Genomic DNA, 21,143 nt, shown 5'->3' on the forward strand with positions numbered 1-21,143 from the left:
CCCGACTGAGGTCGACACCTCATTCACAAAATACCGTAGAACCTCGCCCTGAGGAACGCTAGGGTGGGGACAACGCGGTGACACCCCGACTCACCGGTTGCCACCTATCCCCCTATATCTAGGAGTACTCATGCGTCTCGGACGCCCCCTGGCCGCCGCGAGCGTGATGGCCGCCGCCATCGGCGCCTCCCTTGCCGCCTCCCCCGCCCTGGCCGGCGACTCCCTCGCCTTCAAGTTCGCCGAGGACCAGCAGGTCATCGTCAACCCCTCGGACACCGCCTTCTCGGTGTCGGGCACCGGCTGCACCGGCAAGGACGCGGCTGTCGGCATCGCCCTCCACACCTCGAAGGGCGAGATGTCCACCATCGTGAAGGCCACCCCCGACGCCGAGGGCAACTGGTCCACCACGCTGAACATCCCCGAGCTGGTCAAGTCCACTGGCGCTGAGGCCAAGACGGACGGCTCGGACGACGGCTGGTCCCTCGTGGCCGGCTGTGTCTCCTACGGCGAGGAGAAGGGCCAGGACCAGCAGGGCATCGCCTTCGACGACACCGACGTGGACGGCACCTACAAGATCACCACCGACGAGAACGGCGCTCAGAAGATCACGGTGGACGTCAAGGGCTTCTCCCCCAAGGAGAAGGTCACCCTCACCCTGGTCAGCAAGACCGACTCCTCCAAGACCTACCCCGTCGGCACGCTGACGGCTGACGACAACGGCAACGTCACGGGCGAGCTTCCCGCACCCTCGAACGTGGAGGACGGCGAGTACACGCTGACCATCGAGGGCGACCGCTACGGCGAGGGCGGCAGCAGCACCAAGACCGTCGTCGCCAAGGGCGGCTCCCTCGACCTCGTGGAGAACGGTGACAACGGCATCACCGGCAACGGTGGCGCCACCGCCAACCCGACCGCTCCCGCCACCAACGGCAGCGTGAACGTCCCGGCCAGCACCGAGGCCACCCCGGCGGCCTCCTCCCCCACCTCGGGCAAGCCCCTGGCCCAGACCGGTGCCAACGGCCTGCTCTTCGGCAGCATTGCCGCGGCCCTCGTGGCCATCGGTGGCGGCGCCCTCGTCGTGCGTCGTCGTAAGGCCTGATCGCCTCCTCCCAGTCTGACTGGGAACACCTTCCCGCCGGGGAGACAGCACCGCACGTGCTGTCTCCCCGGCGGTCTCGTTCCATCCCGTCACCGCCACACGGCGCGCGCGTCCCCGCCTGACGGCACAGCACTGCCCCGAAGCGGACACTGAGACCATGGACACCACCTCCCACGACGAGCACAGCGCAGCCCCCTCGGAGGCCTCGGACGCCACCGGCGACCCCACCGCTACCTCCTCCCCCCTGCCGCAACGACGCCGCCAGGGCCGGGGTGGCACAGGCATCAGGCACTGGTCGAGGCGACGCAAGATCGTCGTCGGCCTGAGCGCTGCGGTCATGACGACCGCCCTGGCGCTGGGGGCGGATGTGGCTGTCCTGGTTCATCGCCCCGCACGTGTCGATATCGCCATGCCCTCCACCTCCTCACCGACGGCCGGCGAGACCTGGCTGATCCTGGGAACCGACTCGCGCGCCACCGTGCCGGGAGACCAGAGCCGCTACGGGACCACTCAGGAGGTGGAAGGCTCCCGCGCCGACGTCATCGCCCTGGTACGCCCATCCCAGGACGGACTCACCGTCATCAACCTGCCCCGGGACCTGACCATCAACAGCAAGGGCATGGAGCTGGACCGCCTGGCCACCACCTACGTCCCGGGACCGCAGAACACGATCAACGCCCTGTGCACCGGCCTGGGAATCCCCACCACGCATCTGGTAACCATCGACATGGCTCAGTTCGCCACCATCATCGACTCCCTGGGAGGCGTTGAGGTGGACATCCCCGAGCCGGTTCGAGACACCTACACCGGTCTGAACCTCACCTCCGCAGGCCACCACCGTCTCAGTGGGATCGACGCCCTGGCCCTTGTCCGCTCACGGCACCCGGAGATCCTGCGCGACGGCAGCTGGGTGGCCATGAGCCAGGCCGACGGCGCCCAACGCCGCAGCCAGTCCACGGCCACCGTCATGCAGGCCGTACTGTCCGCCATCGGGCAGAGGGCCAGTAACCCCGTCTCGCTCCATCAGCTGGCGCACACCGTGGCCGGGAACATCACCCTGGACTCAGGTACCGGGCTCGCAGACCTGGTCTCACTAGGACGTAGCGCCTCCAAAGCCGGACGGGCCGGAACCACGACGGTCATCGACCTTCCGACGGGACCTCGGGATGAGTCGATCATCGTCTCCCCCAACCAGGAGTCGCGCGATCTGCTGGCCGGCTACGGGTACACGCCCAAAACCTGTCGGCCAGCGGGCGCCTAGTCACTCATCGGAGAGACCCCGAGGGTTTCCCGCCGTATCAGCCTTTCGTCGCCCTTCTCACACGACCACCCCACATTTTCACGTGAGGGAGGACACTCCCATATGTGGCTGGTATCACCTCAGAGACCCACGCCCTCGCCCTATTCATCGTTACGGTAGATAACAAGTCGACGAAGAATCGGATCGCCGGCAACCATCGTTCCCCCGTCAGACCTAGGAGGACACATGCGTCTTGGACGCCCCTTGGCCGCAGCCAGCGCGGTGGCCGCAATGACCGGAGCCTCGCTCATTGCCTCCCCCGTTCTCGCCAACAGCTCCAACAGCAACAGCTCGAGCACCCCCAGCAGCACCGCCGAGGCCACCACGCCCCCCGGCAAACCTGCTCAGCCCAGCCCGGCTCCCAGCAAGACCGGCGAGGCCACTCCGGCCCCCGGCAAGACCGCCGCTGGCAGCAGCTTCAAGATCACTCAGGAGAAGACCTTCGCCTCCTCCAGCACCAACACGTCCTTCACCATCTCGGGAACCGGCTGCACCGGGAAGCAGGCCACCGTCGGCATCGCGCTGTACGCACCTGACGGCTCCGTTTCCGACGTCGTCAAGACCGAGGCGGCTGCGGACGGCAGCTGGACCTCCGACCTCGACCTGGCGGCGCTCATCAAGTCCATCGGCACAACCACCGCCACCACCACTGACGGGTGGACCATTGGCGCTGGCTGCATGACCTACGGTGACAAGACTGAGATGACCCAGGTCACCAAGCAGCAGCAGACGCAGATCTACTTCGACGACACGCGTATCTCCGGCTCCTACGAGGTCTCCGCCCGCACGGAGAGCCAGTCCCAGACCTTCACCTTCCACGCCCAGGGCTTCTACGCCAGCGAGAAGGTCACGGTCCTCCTCAGGAGCAAGAGCGACTCCAGCGTCAGCTACACCCTTGGTGAGCTGACGGTTGACGCCAACGGCAACCTCACGGGCAACCTGCCCGCTCCCACTGACGCCCCCGACGGGGAGTACGTCCTGGTGCTGACCGGCTCTCACCACAGCGAGACGGCCACCAGCCAGACCGTCACCACGGTCTCCCAGCACACCTTCACCATCGCGAGCTCCGAGCGCTCTAGCACCGAGACCGAGACCTCCGAGCAGAAGACCACCGAGAACAACGGCGGTGGCGACAAGACCACGAAGCAGAAGACCACCGAGAACAACGGTGGCGGCGACAAGACCTCCGAGCAGAAGACCACCGAGAACAACGGTGGCGGCGACAAGACCACGGAGCAGAAGACCACCGAGAACAACGGCGGTGGCGACAAGACCTCCGAGCAGAAGACCACCGAGAACAACGGTGGCGGTGACAAGACCTCCGAGCAGAAGACCACCGAGAACAACGGCGGCGGTGACAAGACCTCCGAGCAGAAGACCACCGAGAACAACGGCGGCGGTGACAAGACCTCCGAGCAGAAGACCACCGAGAACAACGGTGGCGGTGACAAGACCTCCGAGCAGAAGACCACCGAGCGTTCCACCTCCGAGCGTCAGAACTCGGAGCAGAACACCACTGAGCGCTCGGCTTCTGAGAACAACAGTGGCGGCAACAAGCAGGCCGGCGGTGACAAGACCACCGAGCAGAAGGCCAGCGAGAAGAAGACCACCGAGAACAACAGTGGCGGCAACAACGGCGGAAGCAACAGCAACGCCAACGCCGGCAGCGACAAGCAGGCCGGTGGAGACAAGCAGGCCAAGGCCGGTGACAACAAGGCTGGGGCCGACAAGGGCAACAACCTGAGCTCGAGCGCCAAGGACTCCTCCTCGGAGAACCGGGCCGGCGGTGAGACCACCACCAAGGACAGCGACAACTCCCTGGCCCGTACCGGTGCCAACGGCCTGCTCTTCGGCGGAATCGCCGCGTTCCTGGTCGTGGCTGGAGGAGCCGCCCTGGTGCTGCGTCGCCGCAACAAGGCCTGAGCCGCATCTGACCTGATCCGCTGACGTTCCCACGTCCATGGGAACAGCGTCGGTGCCGGGGGACGACACGCCACGTGTCGTCCCCCGGCATCGTCGTGCCGTACCTCGGGCACTGCCGGTGTCGATCAGAAGGTGAGACAATCGCCCGGCGCGCCCCCATGGGCCGCGCATCCCTCGCAGACAGGAGTTCTTATGCCCGGTCAGAACCTGACTCGTCTTGAGGCCGCCGAGCGCAGCGCAACCGTACGGACCCAGAGCTATGACGTCGTCCTCGATCTCACGCGAGGCGAGACGGTCTTCGGATCCACTACCACGGCGCGGTTCACGGCCACACCGGGTTCCTCCACCTTCATCGACCTCGTCGCACCGACGGTCCGCTCCATCACGCTCAACGGCGCCCCTCTGGACCCAGCCGAGGTCTACGCGGACTCGCGTATCGCGCTGAAGGATCTGGCCGCGGACAATGAGCTGGTCGTCGTCGCCGACTGCGCCTACATGCACACCGGAGAGGGGCTGCACCGCTTCACCGACCCGGCCGATGGCGAGACCTATCTCTACAGCCAGTTCGAGGTCCCCGACTCCCGGCGGGTGTTCGCCGTCTTCGAGCAGCCCGATCTCAAGGCCTCCTTCACCTTCACCGTCACCGCGCCGTCGAGCTGGACGGTGCTGTCCAACTCCCCCACTCCTGAACCGACTCCCACCAAGGCCTCCGACGGCTCAGGGGACGCCCACACCTTCGCCTTCGCCCCCACCGAGCCCATGAGCTCCTACGTCACGGCCATCGTCGCCGGGCCCTATGTCGGTGCGACCGACGAGTACGTCGCCGGAGACGGACGCGTCGTGCCCCTGGGGGTCTACTGCCGAAAGAGCCTGGTCGAGCACATGGACTCAGAGGAGATCCTGGACCTGACCAAACGGGGCTTCGCCTACTACGAGGATCTGTTCGCCACCCCCTACGCCTTCACCAAGTACGACCAGATCTTCGTTCCTGAGTTCAACGCCGGGGCGATGGAGAACGCCGGTTGCGTCACCCACCGCGACGACTACATCTTCCGCTCCAGGCCCGTCGAGGCCCGTGTGGAGCGGCGAGCCGTGACGATCCTGCACGAGCTGGCTCACATGTGGTTCGGGGACATGGTCACCATGACCTGGTGGAACGACCTGTGGCTCAACGAGTCCTTCGCCGAGTACACCTCCACCCTGGCCACCGCCGAGATCACCCGTTGGAACCAGGCCTGGACGACCTTCCAGACCCTGGAGAAGGGGTGGGCCTACAACCAGGACCAGCTGTCCTCCACCCACCCCGTGGCCGCGGAGATCCACGACCTGCACGACGTCGAGGTCAACTTCGACGGCATCACCTACGCCAAGGGGGCCTCGGTCCTGGCCGCGCTCGTGGGATACGTGGGCCGGGAGAACTTCTTCGCCGGCATCCAGCGCTACCTGGAGGCGCACGCCTACGCCAACGCCGAGCTGAGCGACCTGCTCCGTGAGCTGGAGGCGGTCTCTGGACGCGACCTGAGTACCTGGACCCGCTTGTGGCTCCAGGAGGCCGGTGTGACGACCCTGCGCACGCAGCTGGCCACTGACGCCGACGGCCTCATCACCCAGGTGGCCGTCCGCCAGGAGATCCCCGCCGACTCACCGGCCTCGCTGCGCCCGCACCGGGTGGCGATCGGCTGCTACAACCTGACCGGCCAGGGAGCCGAGGCGCGCCTGGAGCGCACCAACCGCATCGAGCTCGATGTCGACGGCGAGCTGACCGAGGTTCCCGAGCTGGTCGGCGCCAAGCGGGCGGATGTCCTCGTCCTCAATGACGACGACCTCACCTACGCCAAGGTTCGCCTCGATGAGGACTCACTGTCCTTCGGCCTCGAGCACATCGAGGCCTTCACCGACTCCCTGCCGCGCTCGATCGTCCTGGCCTCGGCCTGGGACATGGTGCGCGACGGCGAGCTCGCCTCCTCCCGATTCCTTGACGCGGCCCTGCGGGCGCTGGGCGTGGAGGAGCATTCCTCGGTCATCCAGGGGCTGCTGGGACGTATCACCACCTGCCTGTCCGGTTTCCTGCCCCCGGCCGTGCGGCGCGACCTCGCCCCGGGCACCGCCGACCGGCTGCTGGGGCTGGCGCGGGCGGCCCAGCCCGGCAGCGACAAGCAGCTCCAGCTGGTCCGGGCCCTGGCCGCTCACGCCGTCACCGATGAGCAGCTCGACGTCGTCGCCGGGCTTGTGGAGGGGAACCAGACTCTCGGCGGTCTCGACGTCGACCAGGACCTGCGCTGGGACCTGCTGATCGGCCTGGTGGCCGCCGGCCGCAGCGGGGAGGAGCAGATCCGCGCCGAGGAGGCCCGGGACCGCACGACCACGGGACGCGAGCGCGCCGCCGAGGCCCGGGCGTCGATTCCGACCCCGGAGGCGAAGCAGGCCACCTGGCGGGCCCTCGTCGACGACGCCTCCATGCCCAATGAGACCCAGGTGCGCGTCCTGCGGGGCCTGACCAATGTCGAGCGCCACCCCGAGCTGCTGGCTCCCTTCGTGGGGGCGTATGTGGAGGCCATCGACTCCGTGTGGTCCTCGCGCACCTTCCACATGGCTGAGAACCTGCTGACCGGCTTGTGGTCCTGTGCCACGGTGGGCCTTGCGGGCGCTGACGACCCGGCCGCCGCCCTGACGGGATGGTTGGAGTCCCACGCCCAGGCCCCGGCCGCACTGCGGCGGATCGTGCGCGAGAACCTCGACGACACGCTGCGCGTGGCCAGAGCGCAGGCCGCTGAGGCCCGGAGCGTCCAGTAGCCGCCTCGGGTCCCGGTCCGGGGCGCAACCCGGACCGGGACCCGACGACACCATGAGTTGGGGCCGAGCGCATGATGCGCTCGACCCCAACTCGTGAGGTGCCGGCCCCGACATCCCGACACCCGAATCTCTCAACGCCCAGACGACTCCGCGGCCTTCTTGCCCGTGGACGTGGCGGCGGCGGCCTGCGCGGCGGCAAAGGCGTCGACGTCGTCGTCCTCACGCCCAGGGGTCTTGAAGTCGAACTTGACGATGAGGAACCTGAAGAGGAAGTAGTAGATGACGGCATAGACCAGCCCCATGATGACGATCATGAGCGGTCCGCGGACCACACCACCGGAGAGCTCGGCGGACTTGCCGAAGTTGAGCAGGTAGTCGATCGCTCCGGCGGAGAAGGCGAAGCCGTCCTTCGCGCCCAGGAGGTTGGCGATGGCCAAGGAGGAACCTGTCAGCACCGCGTGGACGGCGTAGATCGGGAAGGCCACGTAGGCGAAGGCGTACTCGAGGGGCTCGGTGATGCCGGTGATGAAGGCAGTCAGGGCCACCGAGACCATGAGGGCGCCGGTCGCCTTGCGCTTGGCTGGTTTGGCGGTATGCCAGATGGCCAGTGCAGCGGCGGGCAGCGCGAACATCATGATCGGGAAGAAGCCGGTCGTGAAGCCCCCGGTCCAGGAGTTCGAGCCGTCCACACCCTGGAAGAAGCAGGTGATGTCACCGTGCGCCGTATCCCCGGAGGCCGTCTGGCAGGAGCCGAGCTGGAACCAGGGCACGGAGTTGAGCAGGTGGTGCAGGCCGAAGGGGATGAGCAGGCGGTTGACGGTACCGAAGACGAAGACCGCCAGGGCTCCGGCGATGCCCTTGGAGTTCCCGGCGTTGATGAGCCAGCCGCCGAGCTGTTCGTTGATGAGCCAGTTGAAGGCCGGGTAGAGAGCCGACATCACCAGGGCGATGACAAGCGCAGCGCCGGAGGTGACGATGGGGACGAAGCGGCGTCCACCGAAGAAGGCCAGCCAGTCCGGCAGCTTGACGCGGTAGTAGCGCTGCCAGAGCAGGGCGGCGGCGACGCCGATGACGATGCCGCCCAGCACCCCGTAGTTGATGGGCGTCTGAGTGGGGATGTCACAGAGCTTGATTCCCTGGTTCCAGGGGCCGACCTGTGCAATCTTCCCCGTGGCGGGATCGAAGGAGTGGAGGCAGTCGAGGGCCTCCTTGCTCAGGGGCGCGGGCTTGCCCATGATGATGGGGGACATGGTCCAGGTGACGGCGCGGTAGACGAGGAAGCCGAACAGCGCGGCCACCCCGGTGGAGCCATCGGCCTTCTTGGCGAATCCCACGGCGACGCCAACGGCGAAGATGAGGGGCAGGTTATCGAAGACCGCCCCACCGGCCGCACTGAAGATGTCTGCGACGGGCTGCAGCCAGGACGCCTTCGCGGCGAGCCCCTCGGCCCCCAGCATGTCCGCCTGCCCCAGACGCAGCAGCAGACCCGCTGCCGGGAGCGTGGCGATGGGCAGCATCAGAGATCTCCCCAGACGCTGGGCAAGGGCGAAGGCACCGCCCGTCTTCTTCTTGACTGACATGAGTGTTCTCCAGTTCAGGATCGCGCGGCAGCACTGCCGCGTCAGAGATATCCACCGTGACGGTGGTAGTCGGGACGGATCGACACCGAACACGTCTGGACCAGTGACACCAGAAAAACCGATAGAACCTTCAATGTCAAGCGCGGGGCACACTCGTCAGCCATAATGATATGAAAGTCGATGCGACACAGCGGAAGCAGCGGTCGTAGCCATCCCCCACGCCCTGGCTGCGTCCACCCACTGTCAACCAGGGGAGTCCCATGCCCAAGAACGCAGGCAAGAAGCCGGCAAAGTACGTCATCGTGCGCAATCACCTGCTGGACCTGGTCAGGAACGGGCTCGCCAACGGCAGCCCAGTGCCCTCCGAGCGCGAGCTGTGCGAGCAGTTCGAGGTCTCCCGCATGACCGTGCGCCAGGCCATCGACACCCTCGTCGTCGACGGCATCCTGGAGCGCCACCAGGGCAAGGGAACCTTCGTGGCGCCCCCGAAGCTCGACCTGCAGGTCCGACTGACCTCCTTCACCCAGGAGATGCGGCGCCGCGGGATGGAGCCCGGCGTCGTCATGCTGCAGGCCGAGACCATCGCCTCCGATGAGACAGTGGCGGAGGCGCTCGAGCTCGAGGCCGGGGCCGAGGTCCACCACCTGCGTCGCCTGCTGACCGCCAATGCCATCCCCATGGCGATCGAGGAGAACTGGATTCCCGCTGCGCTTCTGCCCAACCTGCTGCGCACCAGCCCGAACTTCTCGGTCTACGCCGAGCTGACCAGCGCCGACCTGGCGCCGCAGTGGGGTGAGGACATGATCGAGGCCCATGCGGCCACGGCCCAGGAGGCAGCGTTGCTCTCCGTCCCAGAGGGCGCCCCGACCCTGGACATCACCCGGCGAACCTTCCACGAGCACTGCGCCATCGACTACTCGCGCACCTTGTTCCGCGCCGACCGCTACACCCTGTGGGTCCCGGTGGCCGCCCCCAAACCCGCCTTCCGCCCGGACCGCTCGTCGTCTTGAGGGGCTGACCCAGGTCGGTACTGGACAACCTCCGGGCGGCCTGTACCATGGGGTACTGGTATGGACCATTAGTCCGGTACCGGCGAAGGTGCCGCACCTGACTGCACCTGCCCATGTCCTGACGCCTCATCTCGGCACCATCACCCACTGAGCCCGGCAAGCACCCGGGCAGACCCAGGAGGAACCCATGTCTCAGGCACAGAGCATCGTCGACGCCCTCGGAGGATTCGACAACATCGTGGAGATCGAACCCTGCATCACGCGGCTGCGCTGCGAGCTGGAGGACGGTTCCCTCGTGGACGAGCCGGCCCTGAAGAACGCGGGAGCACACGGTGTCGTCAAGCTCGGCGACATCGTGCAGGTCGTGGTCGGCCCCAACGCGGACACCATCGCGGAGGACATCGAGGACCTGCGGTGAGCCTGACCGTCCAGTCGCCGGTATCCGGCGTCGTCGTCGCTCTCAGTGACGTTCCCGACCCCGTCTTCTCCGGCAAGATCGTCGGCCCTGGTGTGGCCATCACCCCGGACACCGCTGACGGGGGCGAGGTCATCGCCCTGGCACCGATCAGCGGAACCATCACGAAGATCCATCCCCACGCCTACGTCATCACCAACGACGACGGCCACAGCGTCCTGGTCCATCTGGGGCTGGACACCGTGGGTCTGGGGGGCAAGGGCTTCACCCTCCTGGCCAGTGAGGGAGACACCATCGACGCGGGCAGCCCCGTCATCAGCTGGTCACCGGCTCAGATCGAAGCCGGCGGACTCAACCCGATCGTCCCCGTCATCGCCCTGGAGGGTGATGAGACTGATCTGGAGCCCGTGTCACCCGGCCGCATGATGGCAGCCGGCGACACGCTCATGACCTGGGTGTAGACCCGAACGCGGGCCCGGTCTCATCGGACCTCAACCGCTTAGTGTGTGGCCCCGGCCGTCATCGTGACGGCCGGGGCCACAGCGTCTCAGCACGTCGCCCGCCTCAGGCCCGTCTGCAGCCCAGTGGGCGCGGAGCCTGTGGTGGCATCAGTCCCGAGAAGCCATCTCGTCGCGCACGACGCTCAGCAGGCTGCCCAGGCGCGCGTTCTCGGGCAGGTCGTCGACCAGGACGACCTCTCCCGCGCCGTCGGCCAGAGGAATCCGCCAGTTGGGGTACTCCTGGTCGGTGCCGGGCTGGTTCTGAGCGCGTCGCTCCCCCACGCCGTCAACCAGGGCGACGCCGACCAGCACCGAGGGGGTGCGCACCACGTAGCGGTGCAGGGCCTCGACGACCTGACGCTCGGTGGGGGCATCCCCCAGCAGGCCGTGCTCGCGCAACCGGGAGGTCATCCGGTCGCGTTCGATGCGCGCCTCGGTGCGCACCTGCTCGACCGGCTCGGTGAGCAGGCCGAGGCGCTCACGCAGATCGACGTGCTCGTCAGCCAGGTAGCCGGCAGTCGGGGGAAGATCGTGGGTGTTGACCGTGGACAGGGCGAGCCGGCGGTAGTCCTGGGGCTGGAGGGGCCAGCCGTCGTGCTGCTTCTCGAACCACAGGACACTGGTTCCCAGCACACCGCGGCTGGCCAGGTAGTCGCGCGCCCAGGGCTCCACGGTCCCCAGGTCCTCACCGATGACCACAGCGCCGGCCCGGTGAGCCTCCAGCAGGACGACGCCGAGCATGGCCTCGTGGTCGTAGCGCACGTAGGCGCCGTGGTCCGCACCCATGCCCTCGGGGATCCACCACAGGCGGAACAGGCCGATGATGTGGTCCACGCGCAGTGCGCCGGCGTGACGCAGGACCGTGCGCACCATGTCACGCAGAGGGGCGTAGGCGCTGCGCGCCAGGTACTCGGGGTTCCACGGCGGCTGGGACCAGTTCTGGCCCTGCTGGTTGTACATGTCCGGCGGAGCCCCCACGGTGACTCCGGAGGCGAAGGCCTCCGGGTTGGACCACACGTCCGCCCCCTGGGAGTGGACTCCGACGGCGAGGTCGTCCATGATGCCCAGGGCCATCCCCGAGGCCAGGGCCTCGGCCTGCGCGCGAGCCAGCTGCTCGTCGACGATCCACTGCAGCCAGGCGAAGAAGTCGATGCGCTCGGCCAGCTGGTGCGCCTCGTTGGCGACGTAAGCGGAGTCCGCCTCCCGCAGCGTGGCGGGCCAGTTCTCCAGGGACCCGTGCTTCTCCACCAGCGCGCTCCACAGGGCGAAGCGCTCCAGCCCCTCGCCCTGCTCGGCCCGGAAGCGCTCGAAGTCTCGCTGGCGGGAGTAGGAGCGACCGGCGGCGAAGATGACCTCGAGGGCCTCGCGCTTGGCCTTCCACACCGCGTCGCGGTCGATCGGCTCGGCGCTGAGGTCACTGTCCTTGACCTCTTCGAAGGCCCACTGCACCAGCGAGCGCTTGGGGCCGGACAGGCGGGCCACCTCGGGGATGTTCTCCGGCCGGATGTAGAGGGGGTTGACGAAGCGACGTGTCACCGGCAGGTAGGGCGAGTGGGTCATCGGCGCCACCGGCTCAGCCGCGTGCAGCGGGTTGATGAGCAGGAAGTCGGCTCCCTGGTCCCCCAAGAAGGCGGCGAGCTCAGTGAGATCGTCGGTGTCACCGGTCCCCCACGACCCGCGCGAGCGGGTCGAGTACAGCTGGGTCATGACCCCCCAGCCCCGGTCTCCGAGGGACTCGGGAAGATCGAGGTGGTTGGGGGTGACCGCCAGCGCCGAGGTCACGGTGATGGTCTCCGCCTCGCCGTCGGCGGGCGGCGCGGCATGAGCCCCCTGCGGGGCGGCCTGGTCCGTGGAGCCGGGGCTGACCTCGGCGATGATCCGGTGCCATCCCAGGGGCAGATCGGCTCCGAGGATGAAGGAGGCGCGGCCGCGCTTGACGCCGTCCACCTCACGGGGCACGGTCCAGTCCTCAGTCTGAGTCAGCTCACGGACGTCCCCGTTCTCGAGCTCGACGCGCACCCGCACCTTGGCGCCGTCGGGCACGTAGACGGGGACGGTCGACTCCACACCGCCGCGCGTGACGACCGTGGGGGCAAGCGCCTGCCGCCAGGGGGCGTCCTCGACCTCTCGCAGAGCGCGCCCGATCTCCTCCTCGGAGTTGATGCTCACCCCTAACGCGGCCAGCACGGCCCTGAGAGTAGCGCTTGAGGGTGAGGCAAGGTTGCCGTGATAGTCCCAGTACTCGGTGGAGACACCGTGCGCCTCAGCCAGTTGCTTGAGGCTCTCGGAAGCAGGTAACAGGTCGTCGTTGAACTCGTTCATGTGCGTGGGTCAGCCTTGCGTGAGCAGATGTGCGATGGAGCGCCATGGAGCGGGCGTGGAGCAGGGTTGCGCTCCGCCATCACCCCTGGGGATGGATGGGTCGGATCGGGATGCGGGCGCTAGCAGGACTAGCAGTGTCCAAGTGTGCCCTAGCGGCTGAGGGTTGTGCACCCGCCGCACCGTGTCTCCTGACGTTTTGCTGCAACTGTTTCACCGTGAAGCCGCGCAATGGCGCGACTGCCGTTGAGCCGCCCGGGACCATGTGCCCAGGAACGCGCAGCCGGTCGGCGATCAGCGGAGCGGACGGCGAGATCGGGTCACACGTCCCGACATACGCCCACCGCTGTGCGGGGAAAGGCAGGCCGCCCGGCTCCGCGTTGCAGGTGCTGGAGCCGGGCGGGTGCGCAGACCCTCCGGGAACGGGGCGATCAGTTCAGAGCGCTGCGATCTCCGAGGCGAGGCTGTCCGCCGTGGGCCCCACGACGACCTGGACGACGCGGCCCGAACGCACCACGCCGAAGGCGCCGGCCGCTCGCAGCGCCTCCTCATCCACCTTCGTCTGGTCGGCTACCTCGACGCGCAGACGCGTGATGCAGGGCTCGAGGTCGGTGATGTTCTCCTGGCCGCCGAGACCGGCGACGATGTCTGATGCAGTGCTCATGGCTTCTCCTTCCCGGTTCCCGCCCTTGCGCAATCCCCGTCTGTCATGCGCGTGGTCGGGCAGCTGAGGTCCTTCGTGCTCGCGATCACTTTATCCCACCTCCGCGTTGTCCGCGGCGAAGAGTTCCAGTCGCCAGGAAGACGCGTGCGCACGCGGGCCGCAGGGCCTGCTTCACAGCGGACGACCGCGCCGGAGGATCTCCTTCCTCGCATGACGGGGCTCACTCACGTAACCTTACGGGAACGCGATAGATGCCTTGACGCGCCCACAGAGGAGATCGTTATTCCCCTGGCGGAAACGTCTCTTTCCGGCCGCACTCGGGGCACAATGAGCAATGATCCCCATTCGTCTCCGATGAGGAGCACCACATGACAGCGTCCGACACCACCTCCACAACCCTGTCCGGCATCGGTGTGAGCCCTGGCCTTGTGGCCGGCCCCGTCGCCAGGATGGCACCTCCCATTCCTGAGCCCGAGATCGCGACCCTCGAACCCAGTCGCGATGTCGAGAAGGAGTGCGAGCGCATCGCGCTGGCGGCCCAGCAGGTTAAGAAGGGCCTGGAGCTGTCCGCAGCCGAGGCCAAGGCCGAGGCGCGCACGCTCCTTGAGACCACCGCGCAGATGGCTGCTGACCCCACCCTGACCTCGACGGCGCAGGCCATGGTGCGCGAGAGGCGCCTGGTTCCGGAGCGCGCCGTGTGGGAGTCCGCAGGAACTCTGGCCTCCATGCTGGAGTCCCTGGGCGGCTACATGGCCGAGCGCACCCGTGACGTCCAGGACGTGCGCGACCGCATCGTCGCCGTCCTGACCGAGTCCCCGATGCCCGGGATCCCCCGCCTGCCCGAGCCCTTCGTGCTCGTGGCGGCCGACCTGGCCCCGGCCGACACCGCGCTGCTGGACCCCGAGAAGGTCATCGCCTTCATCACCTCCGAGGGCGGCCCCACCTCCCACACCGCGATCCTGGCGCGCGCACTGGGCATGCCGGCGATCGTCGGCACTGGCGAGAAGGTCACCGATGCGCTGGCCGAGGGCGACATCGTCCTGGTCGACGGCACCAAGGGAAGCATCACCCTCAACCCCTCCGAGGACGCTCTGCGCCGGGCGCGGGAGCTTGCGTCGCGCGTGCGTGTCTTCAACGGTGACGGAGCCACGAAGGACGGCCACGAGGTCCAGCTGCTGGCCAATGTCGGTGATGCGGCCGGCGCCCGTAGCGCCGCCGAGGCCGGAGCCATGGGCATCGGCCTGTTCCGCACCGAGTTCTGCTTCCTGGACCAGCCCGAGGAGCCCACGGTGGAGGCTCAGGTGGAGGCCTACCAGGGTGTCCTCGAGGCCTTCCCCGGCAAGAAGGTCGTGGTGCGCACCCTCGACGCCGGGGCGGACAAGCCGCTGCCCTTCCTGACCGACGCCACCGAGGCCAACCCGGCGCTCGGTGTGCGCGCCTACCGCACGACGCGCCGCGACCCCGAGGTCCTGGACCACCAGCTCGAGGCCCTGGCCAAGGCCGAGGCCGCCACCGAGGCGAAGGTGTGGGTCATGGCCCCGATGATCTCCACGGCCGAGGAGGCCGAGGCCTTCACGCAGAAGGCCCGCTCCTACGGCTTGAAGACGGCCGGGATGATGATCGAGGTGCCCTCGGCCGCGCTCATGGCCGACAAGCTCTTCGAGCACGCCGACTTCGCCTCGGTGGGCACCAACGACCTCACCCAGTACGTCATGGCGGCCGACCGTCTGCTGTCCTCGCTGGCGGATCTGTCCACGGCCTGGCAGCCGGCCGTTCTGCGTCTGATCGGCACCGCCTGCGAGGGTGCCTCGCCCAAGGGACGTCCGGTGGGCGTGTGTGGTGAGGCCGCCGCGGACCCGGCGCTGGCCGCCGTGCTCGTGGGTCTGGGGGTCGCCTCCCTGTCCATGACGGCGCGCGCTCTGCCGGACGTCGACGCCGTCCTGAAGTCCGTCACGCTCGCCGAGTGCCAGGAACTGGCGAGGATCGCTCTGGACGCGGCGACGGCTGAGGACGCGCGCTCGGCAGTGCGCGCCAAGCTGCCGATCCTGGAGGAGCTCGGTCTGTGACAACCCCATACCCCGTCCCCGCCGCCACGGAGGAGCCCCTCGGGTCGGTGACCCGGATCCTCAGCCTGGCGGCGGGTGACGGGGAGGATGTCTTCTCCGGGGGATCCCTCCCCCAGCTCTCGGGCCGGGTCTACGGAGGACAGGTGGTGGCCCAGGGCATGCTTGCCGCGGCCGCCACTATTGAGGATGACGGCGACGGCGAGCGTCTGCCGCACTCGGTTCACGCCTTCTTCATGCGGGGCGGTCAGCCCGATACGCCAATCACCTTCGCCGTCGAGCGCCTGCACGACGGACGGTCCTTCTCCCAACGGCGCACCGCCGCCTCCCAGGAGGGCACGCCGATCCTGACGATGCTCACCTCCTTCCAGGAGGAGCAGGAGGGCGCCGACATCCATGTCGAAGCCCCTTCGGTTCCGCGCCCCGAGGACTTGACGAGCGCTCTGGAGATCTTCCGAACCATCGATCATCCCGTGGCGCGTTTCCTGGGGCGCACGGCGGCCTTCGACCTCAGGCACGTGGAGGGCAACCTCTACCTGCGCCCCGCCAAGGAGCGCACCGGTCGCCAGCACCTGTGGATGCGCTCGCGCAGCCGCATCCCGGAGCAGACCTCCCAGACCGTGCACCGGGCGCTGCTGGCCTACGTGTGCGACCAGGTGATGCTGGAGCCGGTGCTGCGAAGCCAGGGACTGTCCTGGCGCAGTGAGGGCATGAGCCTGGCGACCCTCGACCACGCTCAGTGGTTCCACCGGGATGTGGATATGGGTGACTGGCTGCTCTACGTGCAGGACTCCCCCTCCTCACAGGGCGGCCGGGGCATGGCTCGCGCGCAGGTCTTCGACTCATCCGGTCGGCTGGTGTCGACCATCGCCCAGGAGGGCATGGTGCGCATGCCCACCGGTTCCCAGTCCGACGGCGGCTCGGGACGTTGGCGGATCCGCATGGGAGAGGGCGACGACGGCAGCGCCATCCCTGGCTGACGACCACCCCTTGAGGACACGGATCGAGGACTGCGTTCTCCATCCAAGACGTACTTCTCCCCCACACGACTGCGGCCGGGTCCCAGAGGTTTGCAGGAAGGCGCAGTCCTCGCCGGAGAAGTACGTCCCCGATCAGGAGCAGCGCACTGTGCCGTAGAGCCATCCCCCGTTTCTCGCCACAATCAGCACGCAGCGCCCCACGACCGATCATCACGCCGGATCCGAGGCTCGTTGTGTGGCGTCGCCTCAAGGCTGAGCGATGATCGAACCCTGCTCGGGGCATGACTGTCGCCGAAGTGCCCAGGGAGCACCTTGCTGCGGACTGCGTTGCCGGAACTCCTCAAAACGGAGCGGAACCCCCTTTGCGGTGCGGAGATCTGGGCTGTCCATTGCCTGGATGTGAAGGTGGGGCTGCGTGGAGTTCCCGGAGTTGCCGCATCGACCGATCTGATCGCCTGCGCTCACCCGGTCGCCGGGCGACACCTGGACGGAGCCTCGCTGGAGGTGCACGAGTCCCACGCAATGAGGCCCCTCGGCAACCTGGATGATGATGTGGTTTCCAGGGATGGCGGGAAGTCCCTGCCGAATTCGGTGGGGCTGGCTCAATCCGTACGGGATGCGAGTCAGGACGGAGCGGCGCGCCACGTGGTCGGGCTCGCCGTCGTGAACGGAGACCACGGTTCCTGCAACGGGCGAGTACAGGGGGCGGCCGAAGGCGTGGAAGAGCTCTGGCTGTTCGGGAGTGACGAGCGCACGCATGCTGCGTGGTGGAGCCGTGAGACCATCGTCGTCGACGGCGACGAAGTCAAACGCGTACGTGGTGGCGAACAGGTGAGTCCCATGGCTGGGAACGCGGCGTGTGGGACTGCGCTCGGTCAGCCACTGCCCGTCGAACGGAAGCTTCCCGATAACGCCGCCTTCGGGGATGAGTCCTAGGGTATTCCTACTCATCATGACACCTCCACCAGCACCTTAAGTGCAATCGACTCCAACCGACAAGACGTATGAAGTCGCCTTCTGAAGCAGGACGAGAAACGCCATTCCCTCAGCAGCCTGGCTGAGGGAATGGCGCTTCTCCTTCTTACGCGGTCGACCGGGCGGGCTCCACTCAGTCTCGAGTCAGCTTCCGGTAGGTGACCCGGTGGGGGCGGGCCGCCTCGGGGCCGAGGCGCTCGACCTTGTTCTCTTCGTAGGAGGCGAAGTTCCCCTCGAACCAGTACCAGCTAGCGGGGTTCTCGTCAGTCCCCTCCCAGGCCAGGATGTGGGTGGCCACGCGGTCGAGGAACCAGCGGTCGTGGGTGATGACCACGGCGCAGCCGGGGAACTCCAGCAGGGCGTTCTCCAGGGAACCCAGGGTCTCGACGTCGAGGTCGTTGGTGGGCTCGTCCAGGAGGATGAGGTTGCCGCCCTGCTTGAGGGTCAGGGCCAGGTTGAGGCGGTTGCGCTCACCACCGGAGAGCACGCCGGCCGGCTTCTGCTGGTCGGCCCCCTTGAAGCCGAAGGAGGCGACGTAGGCGCGCGAGGGCATCTCCACATTGCCGACCTGAATGTAGTCCAGCCCGTCGGAGACGACCTCCCAGAGGGTCTTCTTCGGGTCGATGCCGGCTCGGGACTGGTCGACGTAGGAGAGCTTGACGGTCTGACCGATCTTGAGGTCTCCGCCGTCGAGCGGCTCCAGGCCCACGATGGTCTTGAACAGGGTGGACTTTCCGACGCCGTTGGGGCCGACGACCCCGACGATGCCGTTGCGCGGCAGGGTGAAAGAGAGCCCGTCGATGAGGGTGCGCCCGTCGAAGCCCTTGTTGAGGTTGGTGGCCTCCAGGACCTGGTTACCCAGGCGGGGCCCCGGCGGGATCTGGATCTCCTCGAAGTCGAGCTTGCGGGTGCGCTCGGCCTCGGCGGCCATCTCCTCGTAGCGGGCCAGACGGGCCTTGGACTTGGCCTGGCGTCCCTTGGCCGAGGAGCGCACCCACTCGAGCTCCTCCTTGAGGCGCTTGGCGAGCTTGGCATCCTTCTTGCCCTGGACCTCGAGGCGCTTCTCCTTGGTCTCCAGGTAGGTGGAGTAGTTGCCCTCGTAGGGGTAGAGGTGGCCGCGGTCGACCTCGGCGATCCACTCGGCGACGTGGTCGAGGAAGTAGCGGTCGTGGGTGACGGCGATGACAGCGCCCTGGTAGCTGGCCAGGTGCTGCTCGAGCCAGAGCACGGACTCGGCGTCGAGGTGGTTGGTGGGCTCGTCCAGGAGGAGGAGGTCGGGTGCCTCCAGGAGCAGCTTGCACAGGGCGACGCGGCGGCGCTCACCACCGGAGAGGTGCTTGACCTCGGCATCCGGCGGGGGGCAGCGCAGGGCGTCCATGGCCTGCTCGAGCTGGGAGTCGAGGTCCCAGGCGTTGGCGGCGTCCAGGGCGTCCTGGAGGGTGCCCATCTCCGCCATGAGGGCGTCGAAGTCGGCGTCCGGGTCCGCCATGGCGGCGCTGATCTCGTTATAGCGGTCCAGCTTGGACTTGATCTCGGCAACGCCCTCCTCGACGTTGCCGAGCACCGTCTTGTCCTCGTTGAGCGGGGGCTCCTGCAGGAGGATGCCGACGCTGTAGCCGGGGGTCAGGCGGGCCTCGCCGTTGGAGGGCTGGTCGATGCCGGCCATGATCTTGAGGATGGAGGACTTGCCGGCGCCGTTGGGGCCGACCATGCCGATCTTGGCTCCGGGGAGGAAGGCCATGGTGACGTCGTCAAGGATGACCTTGTCACCGTGGGCCTTGCGCGCCTTGATCATCTGGTAGATGTACTCAGCCACTGCTCGTCTGCGCCTTTCGTCAGGGTGTGAGCGGAGGTTCTGCGCGACGACGGCGACCGACCGGTCCCGTCCTGCGCACCGTGGCCAAGCCTAAGGGAGCCCCGGAGCATTGGCGACGACGGCGGAGGTGAGACGGTGCACGCGGATCCACAGCGAGCAGATGCGAGGCAGAACAGCGCCCGCGCTATGACACCATGAGCAGGCGGAGGAACAAAGGGAAGGGCTCATGCACTACGTCAGTCACTACGAATCGCCTTTAGGCGCCATGACCATGGCCAGCGACGGCGAGCACCTCACAGGCCTGTGGTTCGACGGTCAGAAGTACGACCGCTCAACGATCAACGACGAGGCGGCCCTGGAGCCCGATCTGCCTGTCTTCACGCAGACGACCCAGTGGCTCGATAGCTACTTCGGGGGCACTGACCCGGGCTTCACCCCGCCGATCAGGGTTGAGGGCTCCGACTTCAAGAGGATGGTCACCTCCATCATGCTCTCCATCCCCTTCGGTGCCACCAGCACCTATGCCCGCATCGCCGCGGAGGTCGCCCGGCATACTGGCCGGAGGCACATGTCCGCTCAGGCCGTGGGTGGCGCGGTCGGACACAACCCGATCGCTCTTATCGTGCCGTGCCACCGCGTGCTCGCCTCCGACGGGAGCCTGCGCGGTTACGCCGGAGGAGTCGATCGGAAGGAATGGCTCCTGAAGATGGAGGGCGTCAACATGTCTGGCCTGACAACCGCTGGCGACGGCGGTGGAAGGCCAGAATGAGAAGGCCGACCGCGGCCCAGGTCAACCCCTGAAGTACCCAGGTGATCGACCCAATGCGCAGATGCAGGGGTTCTGCCACGTAGTAGTTCACCAAGTGGAACCCTCCGTGCACGCCGATCGCCGCCCAGGTAGACCCGGAGACGATTCGGACAATCATCGCCGTCACCGCAAATCCGCACGGTAGAGCGAGATACGTGAGATGCTCGAGAAGATTCTGCTGACCGCCTTGAGAGAGAATATGAAGAGCGGTGAATCCGAGGACACTGGACACTGCCGCGAAACGCGTCTCACCCAGTGAGGAGAAGAGCCACCCTCTCCATATGATCTCCTCAGGAATTCCCTGAAGAAGGAAGGCTATGGAGAAGGACTCGACGATCATGAGCCACGCTGGGCCGTGGGGTACCGACTGGTCGCCACCGGCAAACCCGAGCACTTGAAGCATGCCGGCCACCACAAGGTCCACGACGAGCGCAGCCAGAATCATCCCAGCGAGCCATAACAGGGCACGACGATCGATACGCAGGCACAAACGGACATGACGGCCCCGGTCGAGCGTACGGCACAGGACAAGAGCGAGCACCACCGCCGACCCGTAGATCAGCAGCACACACGAGCCCACCGCGAAGGACTCCACGAGACCAGCCGGATTCTCATGTGCGAGAGCAAAAGACTGGATGACAGGAACCTGCTTCAGTAAAGGCGGCGTGAGCGCACAGGCGAACATCATCGCAAACGCAATCACGATGCGCACAACCTTGCCGCCCACAGTAAGGTGATGACCTTGATCCGATCGATCCCCACTGAGATCCGAAGACTCGAGAGACGAGAGTGTTGATGAGACTTCCACCGACCGAGGTTTTCCATGTGATGTGCTCATGAAATTCACGGTACGCTCACCATTTTGCGACCTCAATCGGACCCCGGAAAAATCAGGGGG

Annotated in this window: 16 protein-coding genes; 10 read left to right on the forward strand and 6 right to left on the reverse strand. The window is 67.2% G+C overall.

The window, feature by feature from the left end; genetic code table 11:
• Window positions 1–130 precede the first annotated feature (130 nt).
• The 4 genes from HMPREF9058_RS09410 (at window position 131) to pepN (ending at window position 7,115) form a co-directional block, all read left to right on the forward strand.
• Window positions 131–1,099 carry a bacterial Ig-like domain-containing protein gene (locus HMPREF9058_RS09410; RefSeq protein ID WP_009747815.1) on the forward strand — a complete coding sequence of 323 codons (969 nt, stop codon included), beginning with the start codon at window positions 131–133 and terminating at the stop codon, window positions 1,097–1,099.
• Window positions 1,100–1,256: 157 nt separating this feature from the next.
• The gene (locus HMPREF9058_RS09415) at window positions 1,257–2,360 is read left to right on the forward strand and encodes an LCP family protein (RefSeq protein WP_009747726.1); all 1,104 of its coding nucleotides are present in this window, start codon (window positions 1,257–1,259) and stop codon (window positions 2,358–2,360) included.
• 225 nt (window positions 2,361–2,585) lie between these two features.
• Window positions 2,586–4,322 carry a hypothetical protein gene (locus HMPREF9058_RS09420; protein ID WP_009747796.1) on the forward strand — a complete coding sequence of 579 codons (1,737 nt, stop codon included), beginning with the start codon at window positions 2,586–2,588 and terminating at the stop codon, window positions 4,320–4,322.
• A 192-nt stretch (window positions 4,323–4,514) separates the two neighbouring features.
• Window positions 4,515–7,115, forward strand: coding sequence for an aminopeptidase N (gene pepN, locus HMPREF9058_RS09425; protein ID WP_009747745.1), 2,601 nt, complete (start codon window positions 4,515–4,517; stop codon window positions 7,113–7,115).
• Between the two features lie 131 nt (window positions 7,116–7,246).
• Here the strand turns inward: pepN and HMPREF9058_RS09430 are convergent, their stop codons facing one another.
• Window positions 7,247–8,695 carry a PTS transporter subunit EIIC gene (locus tag HMPREF9058_RS09430; protein ID WP_003786634.1) on the reverse strand — a complete coding sequence of 483 codons (1,449 nt, stop codon included), beginning with the start codon at window positions 8,693–8,695 and terminating at the stop codon, window positions 7,247–7,249.
• Window positions 8,696–8,955: 260 nt separating this feature from the next.
• Between HMPREF9058_RS09430 and HMPREF9058_RS09435 the strand changes: the two genes are divergently transcribed.
• The 3 genes from HMPREF9058_RS09435 to HMPREF9058_RS09445 all read left to right on the forward strand — a co-directional run bounded on the left by HMPREF9058_RS09435 (window position 8,956) and on the right by HMPREF9058_RS09445 (window position 10,581).
• The gene (locus tag HMPREF9058_RS09435; RefSeq protein ID WP_009407254.1) at window positions 8,956–9,705 is read left to right on the forward strand and encodes a GntR family transcriptional regulator; all 750 of its coding nucleotides are present in this window, start codon (window positions 8,956–8,958) and stop codon (window positions 9,703–9,705) included.
• Window positions 9,706–9,892: 187 nt separating this feature from the next.
• Entirely contained in the window at window positions 9,893–10,123 is a 231-nt protein-coding gene (locus HMPREF9058_RS09440; protein WP_009407032.1) for a glucose PTS transporter subunit EIIB, read from the forward strand.
• Complete coding sequence (locus HMPREF9058_RS09445; RefSeq protein ID WP_009747852.1) at window positions 10,120–10,581, forward strand: PTS glucose transporter subunit IIA; 462 nt, start codon at window positions 10,120–10,122, stop codon at window positions 10,579–10,581. Before HMPREF9058_RS09440 ends, HMPREF9058_RS09445 begins: the two co-directional genes overlap by 4 nt.
• Before the next feature lie 147 nt (window positions 10,582–10,728).
• Here HMPREF9058_RS09445 and malQ read toward each other — a convergent pair whose 3' ends face one another.
• The gene (gene malQ, locus HMPREF9058_RS09450) at window positions 10,729–12,942 is read right to left on the reverse strand and encodes a 4-alpha-glucanotransferase (protein WP_009747917.1); all 2,214 of its coding nucleotides are present in this window, start codon (window positions 12,940–12,942) and stop codon (window positions 10,729–10,731) included.
• A gap of 433 nt (window positions 12,943–13,375) precedes the next feature.
• Complete coding sequence (locus HMPREF9058_RS09455) at window positions 13,376–13,603, reverse strand: glucose PTS transporter subunit EIIB (protein WP_009407368.1); 228 nt, start codon at window positions 13,601–13,603, stop codon at window positions 13,376–13,378.
• A gap of 368 nt (window positions 13,604–13,971) precedes the next feature.
• Here HMPREF9058_RS09455 and ptsP point away from each other — a divergent pair, with 368 nt between their 5' ends.
• The gene (gene ptsP, locus HMPREF9058_RS09460) at window positions 13,972–15,669 is read left to right on the forward strand and encodes a phosphoenolpyruvate--protein phosphotransferase (RefSeq protein WP_003786645.1); all 1,698 of its coding nucleotides are present in this window, start codon (window positions 13,972–13,974) and stop codon (window positions 15,667–15,669) included.
• The gene (locus HMPREF9058_RS09465; protein ID WP_043538127.1) at window positions 15,666–16,646 is read left to right on the forward strand and encodes an acyl-CoA thioesterase II; all 981 of its coding nucleotides are present in this window, start codon (window positions 15,666–15,668) and stop codon (window positions 16,644–16,646) included. Before ptsP ends, HMPREF9058_RS09465 begins: the two co-directional genes overlap by 4 nt.
• A 246-nt stretch (window positions 16,647–16,892) precedes the next feature.
• Here the strand turns inward: HMPREF9058_RS09465 and HMPREF9058_RS09470 are convergent, their stop codons facing one another.
• Window positions 16,893–17,597: a M23 family metallopeptidase gene (locus HMPREF9058_RS09470; protein WP_043538261.1), complete on the reverse strand. Its 705-nt coding sequence runs from the start codon at window positions 17,595–17,597 to the stop codon at window positions 16,893–16,895.
• 157 nt (window positions 17,598–17,754) lie between these two features.
• Window positions 17,755–19,437 (reverse strand): energy-dependent translational throttle protein EttA, encoded by a 1,683-nt coding sequence (gene ettA / locus HMPREF9058_RS09475; RefSeq protein ID WP_009747851.1) that lies wholly within the window; start codon window positions 19,435–19,437, stop codon window positions 17,755–17,757.
• A gap of 226 nt (window positions 19,438–19,663) precedes the next feature.
• Here ettA and HMPREF9058_RS09480 point away from each other — a divergent pair, with 226 nt between their 5' ends.
• Window positions 19,664–20,206 (forward strand): methylated-DNA--[protein]-cysteine S-methyltransferase, encoded by a 543-nt coding sequence (locus HMPREF9058_RS09480; protein WP_043538129.1) that lies wholly within the window; start codon window positions 19,664–19,666, stop codon window positions 20,204–20,206.
• Here the strand turns inward: HMPREF9058_RS09480 and HMPREF9058_RS09485 are convergent.
• Window positions 20,154–21,083, reverse strand: coding sequence for a CPBP family intramembrane glutamic endopeptidase (locus HMPREF9058_RS09485; RefSeq protein WP_254654125.1), 930 nt, complete (start codon window positions 21,081–21,083; stop codon window positions 20,154–20,156). The two genes, HMPREF9058_RS09480 and HMPREF9058_RS09485, sit on opposite strands and share 53 nt — an antisense overlap.
• Window positions 21,084–21,143: the final 60 nt, after the last annotated feature.

Origin of the sequence: Actinomyces sp. oral taxon 175 str. F0384 (genome assembly GCF_000223355.1) — a bacterium.
GTDB classification, from domain to species: Bacteria; Actinomycetota; Actinomycetes; order Actinomycetales; family Actinomycetaceae; genus Actinomyces; species Actinomyces oris.